Source organism: Corallococcus llansteffanensis (assembly GCF_003612055.1).
In the GTDB taxonomy this organism is placed as follows: domain Bacteria; phylum Myxococcota; class Myxococcia; order Myxococcales; family Myxococcaceae; genus Corallococcus; species Corallococcus llansteffanensis.
In genome coordinates, this window is record NZ_RAWB01000483.1 from 1 (window position 1) to 7,567 (window position 7,567).

Here is a 7,567-nt window from a genome sequence, read left to right on the forward strand (position 1 = left end):
ACCACCCCCACCACGCGAACATGGTGCCGTTCCATCACCTTCAGGGCACCCAGGAGGGTATCTGTGGGAAAAACTGTGGCAATGAAGGATGACAATACTTCTTTGAAACCCCGGCCCTGCCGCATTTCCGTGACCTCCAAGAGAACGTATCCCACACCCCTGCAACTGCCCTGCCGTCCCATGAAAGTCCCTGTGCGACACGGCGGCATTGGCCGGGGGTCGGGCGTAGACTGAGAAGCGTGACACCACGACAGGCTGCGGCACCCCGGTTGAGCCGGATGGCGGACCTCTTCACGCGAGCAGTCGAGCGCGGCAAGGAGGGGTTGCTGACGCTGAGCTTCAAGCCGGATGAGCTCTACAGGGTCCCCACGGACGACGGGGCGGCCATCGCGCTGGGGCGGTACCACCCGCGCGGCGAGCGCCGGTACGCGGAGCCGGTGATCCTGTGCCACGGGCTGGGAGCCAACCGCTTCCACATGGACTTCAACGAGCAGTACAGCCTGGCGCGCTACCTGGCCCGGGCCGGGTTCGAGACCTGGGTCATCGAGCTGCGCGGCCGGGGGCTGGCCGGAGCCGCGGCTGACTGGAATTTTGATGATCAGGCGGAACACGATGTGAGAACAGCTTTGCGCACGGTGTTGTCCACCGGTGCCCAACAGGTCCTCTGGGTGGGCCACTCGAAGGGCGGGCTGATGCTGTACGCCCACCTGGCGAAGAACCCCCAGGCGCCGGTGAAGGCGGCGGTGTCGCTGGGCGCGCCGTTCACCTTCGCGGTGCAGCCGGGGCTGCGCGCCTTCGTGCAGCGGGTGGAGCCCCTGCTCAAGCTGAAGGTCATCCCCACGCGCCGGGTCACCAGCATCGCCTTCTTCGGGGCGCCGCCGGGGCCGCTGACCCGCTACATGATGCTGGCGGAGAACATGGATCCGCAGGTGGTGCGCTGGGCGCTGGCCAACGTGCCGGCGGACATCGCCGGGGGCGTGGGGCGGCAGTTCGCCCGGTGGATCATCTCCAGCAAGTTCACCTCCTATGACGGCGAGTTCGACTACCGCGAGCCGCTCGCCGGGGTGCGCATCCCCTTCCTGCTCATCGCCGGCAGCCGGGACCTGCTCGCGCCGCCGCTGGCGGTGGCCCGGGCGAAGGAGCACCTGGGTGGGCCGGTGAAGATGCTGGTCGCCGGGCGCGGCCATGGCTTCGCGGAGGACTACGGCCACGCGGACCTGATTCTGGGCCGCAAGGCGCCGGATGAAATCTTCCCCCAGGTGGAGGCCTTCCTGACCTCCAACGCCACGAAGCTCTGAGGCAACGCCACGAAGCTCTAGCAACCGCGAGGGGCTCGGTGGCCGGCGGGTTGTCGGGGCCCCGACGCCGTGCTACCCGGAGGGCCGTCCCATGGGTCCATCCGTTCGCTTCCCATCCCGGCCGTGACGTCCCGCTTGAAAGCCCCGCGGCCCGGCACCACCGTGGAAGGTCCCCCGCTGTCCCCCCCGAGGCCTTCGCGCATGCGTCCTGCTTCCCTCCGCGCCTCCCTGCTGTCGTGGTCCACCGTCCTGCTGCTGGGCGTGGGCCTGGGCGGCTGCCGTGCGCCCACCCAGGAGGGGCCGGACCCCGCGGTGGTCGCCACCGTGAACGGCGAGTCGCTGAGCCGCACCGACTTCGAGCAGGAATTGGGCCGGGAGCTGGCCACCACGGAAGGGCCCGAGCCCACGCCGGAGGAGGTGGAGCCCTTCAAGCGGGCGCTCGTGGACACGCTGGTGAAGCGGATGCTGCTGTTGCAGGCAGCCAAGCAGAACAACATCGCGGTGACGCCCGAAGAGGTGGACCGGGGCGTGCTGCGGCTGTCGGGCGACTACCCTGCGGGCAACTTCAACGAGGTGCTCGCCCAGGGGCAGCTTTCCATGGCGGAGCTGCGCGCGCGCGAGGCGAGCCGGCTCACCATCGAGAAGCTCTTCACGCACCACGTCTATTCGCGCGTGGCGGTGACGGAGGAGGAGCTGCGCGCGTACTACGCGGCGCACGAGGCGGACTACCAGGAGCCGGAGGAGGTCCACGCGGCGCAGATGGTGGTGAAGGGGCTGGACGAGGCGCGCCGGCTCCAGGCGCAGCTCAAGGCGGGCAAGAAGTTCTCCGACCTGGCGCGGCGCTATTCGCTCAGCGCGGACGCCAAGGTGGGAGGGGACCTGGGCTTCTTCCCCCGGGGACAGATGCCGCCGGCCTTCGACGAGGTGGTATTCAAGCTGGGGGTCGGGCAGGTTTCGGATGTGGTGTCCACGGAGTACGGCTACCACCTGTTCAAGGTGCTGGACCGCAGGTCGGCGAGGAAGCGGGAGCTGGCGGAGGTGCGCTCGAAGGTGGAGGGGCGGCTCCTGGAGACCAAGCGGGCGCAGGCGCAGGAGGCCTTCGAGAAGGAGCTGCGCGACAAGGCCCAGGTGGTGGTGAACGAGGCCACGCTGCAGACCATCCGCGGGCGGCCCGTGCCGCAGGCGGCGAAGTGAAGGACTTTTCCGGGGGCCTCGCGGTTGGCCGGCCCGGGGTTTCGTGGAGAGGGTCGTTGCGATGAAGAACCTGGTGGCGTTCCTGGCGGCGGTGATGCTCCTGACGGGCGGCACGCGCGCGCACGCGGAGCTGGTGGACAAGGTGGCGGCGGTGGTGAACCGCGACGTCATCGCGATGTCGGAGGTGCAACAGCGCGCCGCGCCGGAGATGCAGCGCCTCAACTCGGAGCCCGACCCGCGCAAGCGCGCGGACGAGCGCGCGCAGCTCCTGAAGACCGCGCTGGACACGCTCATCGGCGAGAAGCTGATGGAGGCGGAGGTGCAGCAGCTGGGCATCACCACCACGGAAGCGGAGGTGGATGACCTGGTGCAGGACGTGCTCAAGCAGAACAACGTCCCCGACATGAAGCAGTTCGAGCAGCTGCTCGTGAACGAGGGCTACACGCTCGCCAGCTATCGGGAGATGCTCCGCAAGCGCGTCGTGCGCGACAAGCTGCTGCGCATGAAGGTGGGCCCCAAGGTGAAGGTGACCGAGGAGGACCTCAAGGCCGCCTATACGCAGTACACGCGCCTGGAGGGCGAGGACGTGGAGGTGCACGCGCGCCACATCCTGGTGCAGGTGGACGCCAAGGCCACGCCGGAGCAGGTGGCCGCCGCGAAGCAGAAGGCGGAGGGCATCGCGAAGGAGGCCCGCCGGCCGGGCATGGACTTCTCCGCCCTGGCGCGCGCCCGCAGCGAGGGCCCCAGCGCCGCGGACGGTGGTGACCTGGGCTACTTCAAGCGCGGCGTGATGGTGCCCGCGTTCGAGAAGGCCGCCTTCAACCTCAAGCAGGGCGAGGTGAGCGAGCCCATCCGCACCAACTTCGGCTGGCACATCCTGAAGGTGGAGGAGCGCCGCAACGTGTCCGTGGCCTCCTACGAGGAGATGAAGCCCAAGCTGGAGTCCAAGCTCCTCAACGAGAAGACGGAGAAGTTCCTGGACCAGTACGTCCAGGAGCTGCGCTCCAAGGCCAACGTCGAAGTGAAGATGTGAAGGCCGCCCCGATGACGACCGCGTCGTCCGCGCTGCCCCGCGTGGGCATCTCGCTGGGGGACGTGTCGGGCATCGGGCCGGAGGTGACGGCCCTGGCGCTGGCGCGGCCCGCGGTGCGCCGCGCGCTGGTGCCGGTGGTGTTCGGGGACGGGCCCACGCTGGAGCGCTTCCCCCTCTTCCGCCGCTTCCCGCGCGTGGCCCTGGAGGACCTGGGCCGCACGACGGGGCCGGCGGTGGTGGAGGTGACGCGCCTTCAGGAGAAGCACCGCGTGCCGGGCAAGCCGTCGCGCGAGGGTGGCCGGGCGCAGTACGCGTACGTGCGGGCCGCCATCGACGCGATGCGCGCGGGCACGGTGGACGCGCTGTGCACCGCCCCGGTGTCGAAGGAGGAGATCTCCCGCGCGGGCATCCCCTTCATGGGCCACACGGAGGTGCTGGCGGACGCGTTCGGCGTGGACGTGTTGATGATGATGGACGGGCCGCGTGTTCGCATCGCGCTGGCGACGAACCACGTCCCCATCTCCGCGCTGCCGAAGCTGCTGACGGTGGAGAAGCTGGTCGCGCAGCTCCAGCTGCTGTCGCGCAGCCTGGAGCCGGTGGTGGGCCGCAAGCCGCGCATCGCCGTGCTGGGGTTGAACCCGCATGCGGGCGAGGGCGGGATGCTGGGGCGCGAGGAGGTGGAGGTGATTGGTCCCGCCATCCGCCGCGCGCGCTCCAAGCGGGTGGATGCGCATGGGCCCATCCCCGCGGACGGCCTGTTCGCGCGGCCCGACGAGGTGGGCGCGAAGTACGACGTGGTGCTGGCCATGTACCACGACCAGGGGCTCATCCCGGCCAAGGCGCTGGACTTCGAGCGCACGGTGAACGTGACGCTGGGGCTGCCGGTGCCGCGCACGTCACCGGATCACGGCACCGCGTATGCGATTGCCGGCACGGGCACGGCGAGCTGCGTGCCCATGATGGAAGCGCTGCTCAAGGCGGCCCGGCTTTCGCGAGGCCCTGGAGCAGGTGTTGCGCCAGGTCCTCGCCGTCCGCCTCCGGCGCGATGAGCTTCGCGTGCGTGCCCCGCGCCGTGGCGTCGGGGACGACGAGCACCGTGACGAGCCCCGTGGGGCAGTGACCCAGGCAGGACGCGGGGATGAGCTGGGTGCGGCTCGCAAGCCCGTGCGCCTTCAGGGCCTCGCGCACGCGGCGCGGCAGGTCCACCCCGCCTGCGTCCACCGGCAGCCGCACCAGGCAACGGTGACACAGGTGCAACTCGATGGGGTCTGGACCCTCCGGCTCCGGAGGCGCTCGCTTCGCCATGGCCTGGAGAGGATAAACGCCGCCCGGCCGCCGTGCTCCGGTTCCCGCGGGGGCTTCAGCGCTGGAGGCGCTTCGCGAGCCTGCCGAGCTGGCTCTCCATGCCCATGGACGCCCTCTTCGTCCACTCCTCGTTGTGCATGGCGTCGGAGGTCACGGACATCCGCACGCCCTGCCCGCTCGGCTGGAGCTCCACCACCGTGGAGACGTCGTAGGGCGTGACGCCGTGGATGAAGTCCACCTTGTGCGTGTACGCGAGCCGGCGCTGGGGCGTGACGTCCGTGTAGGTGACCTGCACCTCGCTGGAGAGGGGCAGCCCCGCCTGCTTCATGCCGGCGACCTGCTCCGGCGCGGTCGCGGTCATCGCGTAGCGCAGCAGCCCGCCCGGGCGCAGGTCCATCTCATGGACCGTCACGGTGAAGCCCTCGGGACCCCACCATGACTCGATGCCGTCCTTCGTCGTCCACAGCTCCCACACGTCCTCGAGGGATGCGGGATAGGTCCGCTCGAACGTGACGCTTCGCTGCGACGTGGCGGCCTGGGGGTTCTTCGTCATGGCGTGTCCTCCTTGCGTTTGGCCACGCGCGCCTTCTGTCTCCGCTCGAGCTCCTCGCCGAACCGGTCGAGGCGGTCCTCCCAGAGCTTCCGATACCCGGTGACCCAGGCATCAAGCTCCTGGAAGGGCTCGGGACAGAGCGAGTACAGCCGCTTCGTCCCCTCGGGCCGGACCTGGACGAAGCCCGCCTCCTGGAGGATCCGCAGGTGCCGCGAGACGCCCGACTGGTGGATGTCCACCCGGTCGACGATGTCGTTCACGGCGTGCTCGCCGCCCTTCAGCGCCTCGATGATGCGCAGGCGCGTCGGGTCGGCCAGGGTCTGGAAGACGTCAGCATGCATGACTGCATATATACATAGACGTGTATGTTGTCAGTGTCCAGCTAGAAGACGAACGGGAAGCGCACGGGGGCATCCATCGCCACGCGGTGCACGGGGAACTTCCAGGTGCGCACCTGGTCCTCGATGCAGCCGGCGAGCGGGGAGCCGCGCAGGGCTTCGGTCTCCATGGCCACGCCGGACACGCTGCCGGAGGTGTCCACCGACCAGCGCATCTGGAAGCGGCCGCCGTTCTCCAGCGCCGTGCCCGCCTTGAAGTTCTGGACGCAGGTGGCGATGGCCGGCTGGTTCGTGACGACCACGTTGGTGACATCCGAGGGCGACAGGCGCTCGTGCTCGGCGGCGCTCGGGGCGGGCGGGACGTAGACCGTCTTCTCCTGGGCCTGCTTCTCGGCCTGCGCCCGCTCGGCCTCCGCCTCTTCGGTGAAGCCCATTTCGCGCGCGAAGTCCTCGTCGAACTCCGACCCCGGCTGCGCGGCCTCCTCCGCCTCGGCTTCGGCGGCGGCCTGACGGGCCTGGGCCAGCTCCTCGGCGGAGATCTCACTGCCGAAGGACATCTCCCGGACCTCGCCCGTGTCCTCCGTCGTCTCGAGCGTGGTGGCGCGAGGCGCCACGGGGGCCTTCTTCGCCATCGTCGCCGTCACCGTGGGACGCGGAGCCTCCGGGGCCAACGTCCGCAGGCCGGTGGTCAGGCCCACGTTGGCCGGGCCCGTGAGCACGGGTGTATTCGGCGTGAGGGCCTGCGCGGCGCGCTGCGCTTCCGTCAGGGCGGACGTGCTCACGCCGCCCACGGCGGACGCGATGGCCTGCTGGAAGTCCGTCGTGCCCGGCTGCGACTGCCAGCCCGGGAGCATCACCTGGGGGCTGGTGGCACCGGCGGAGCCCTGCACGCCCGTCAGGCCCTGCGCGCCCGTCAGGCCCTGCGGACCCGTGGAGCCCTGCACGCCCGTCAGGCCCTGCGGACCCGTGACGCCCTGCATGCCCGCGGTGCCCTGCGGACCCGTAGAGCCCTGAGTGCCCGCGGCGCCCTGCGGACCCGTAGAGCCCTGAGTGCCCGCGGCGCCCTGCGAGGCCGTGAAGCCCTGCATGCCCGTCGTGCCCTGCGCAGCGTTGGCGCCCTGCACGCCCACAGTGCCCTGCGCGAAGGCGCCCGCGACTTGCGGCGTGGACGCACGCTGATCATCACCCGCGGTCAGTCGCAGGCCCGCGACGACCAGCAGGCCCGCGGCGAGCGCGCCCATGGCCACCGCGCTCACGAAGGAGAGCGGGTTCATGCCCAGGATGCGCGTCGAGACGTCGGCAATCACGGGCGCGGGAGCCTCGGGCTCCGGCGGGGCGTAGGGCATCCACGGCTGCGGCGAATAGGCCTCGGCCGGAGAACCGGGCGCGGCCCAGGCATTCGCTTGCGGCGCGGCGTCCCACGACGTCATCGCTCCGCACGACGCATCGTGAAGGGCGTGGGCGACGGACGGCGACTCCTCGGCGCGCAGCCACTCGGGGATGACGACGTTGGCGGCCTCGGCGGACAGCGTCAGCGCGGGCTCCGCGTCCTCGCGGGAGGACGGAGGCAGCGACTGCAGCCAGGACTCCTCGGTGGAGGCCAGGTCGAGCAGCGTGCGCATGGAGCCCGTCGCGGGGACCTCGGGCACCGTGTCGGTGTTCCGCGCGGGGCCGGAGAAGAGGGCGAGATCCAGGCAGGCATCCAGCTCGGCGTCAAAGGCATCGGAGTCGAGGGAGAAGCCCGCACCACCCGAGGAACCCGGAGTGCTGCCCTGCCCACGCAACTGCCCATCACCCGTCAGTAGCTCGCTCACGCCACCCTCCCGCCGCCCGTACCGCGCCAGAC

At 70.5% G+C, this 7,567-nt stretch carries 8 protein-coding genes; 4 read left to right on the plus strand and 4 right to left on the minus strand.

What is annotated here, in order from left to right:
* The first annotated feature begins 278 nt into the window (after nucleotides 1-278).
* The 4 genes from D7V93_RS32630 (at nucleotide 279) to pdxA (ending at nucleotide 4,574) form a co-directional block, all read left to right on the plus strand.
* Nucleotides 279-1,298: an alpha/beta hydrolase gene (locus D7V93_RS32630; protein ID WP_120647102.1), complete on the plus strand. Its 1,020-nt coding sequence runs from the start codon at nucleotides 279-281 to the stop codon at nucleotides 1,296-1,298.
* A gap of 201 nt (nucleotides 1,299-1,499) precedes the next feature.
* Nucleotides 1,500-2,492 (plus strand): peptidylprolyl isomerase, encoded by a 993-nt coding sequence (locus tag D7V93_RS32635; protein ID WP_120647103.1) that lies wholly within the window; start codon nucleotides 1,500-1,502, stop codon nucleotides 2,490-2,492.
* A gap of 61 nt (nucleotides 2,493-2,553) precedes the next feature.
* Nucleotides 2,554-3,525 (plus strand): peptidylprolyl isomerase, encoded by a 972-nt coding sequence (locus tag D7V93_RS32640; RefSeq protein ID WP_120647104.1) that lies wholly within the window; start codon nucleotides 2,554-2,556, stop codon nucleotides 3,523-3,525.
* Between the two features lie 11 nt (nucleotides 3,526-3,536).
* Nucleotides 3,537-4,574 (plus strand): 4-hydroxythreonine-4-phosphate dehydrogenase PdxA, encoded by a 1,038-nt coding sequence (gene pdxA / locus D7V93_RS32645; RefSeq protein WP_120647105.1) that lies wholly within the window; start codon nucleotides 3,537-3,539, stop codon nucleotides 4,572-4,574.
* On the opposite strand, the gene D7V93_RS32650 is transcribed toward pdxA, so the two are convergent.
* The 4 genes from D7V93_RS32650 to D7V93_RS32665 all read right to left on the minus strand — a co-directional run.
* A complete protein-coding gene (locus D7V93_RS32650) occupies nucleotides 4,498-4,830 on the minus strand; it encodes a hypothetical protein (RefSeq protein WP_120647106.1) in 333 nt (110 codons plus the stop codon). The two genes, pdxA and D7V93_RS32650, sit on opposite strands and share 77 nt — an antisense overlap.
* 55 nt (nucleotides 4,831-4,885) lie before the next feature.
* On the minus strand, nucleotides 4,886-5,383 hold the full coding sequence (locus D7V93_RS32655) for an SRPBCC family protein (RefSeq protein WP_120647107.1): 498 nt from the start codon (nucleotides 5,381-5,383) through the stop codon (nucleotides 4,886-4,888).
* Nucleotides 5,380-5,724 (minus strand): ArsR/SmtB family transcription factor, encoded by a 345-nt coding sequence (locus D7V93_RS32660; RefSeq protein WP_120647108.1) that lies wholly within the window; start codon nucleotides 5,722-5,724, stop codon nucleotides 5,380-5,382. Before D7V93_RS32660 ends, D7V93_RS32655 begins: the two co-directional genes overlap by 4 nt.
* 41 nt (nucleotides 5,725-5,765) lie before the next feature.
* Nucleotides 5,766-7,567, minus strand: a 1,802-nt coding sequence (locus tag D7V93_RS32665; RefSeq protein ID WP_208723231.1) for an AgmX/PglI C-terminal domain-containing protein, incomplete at its 5' end; no start/stop codon positions are given.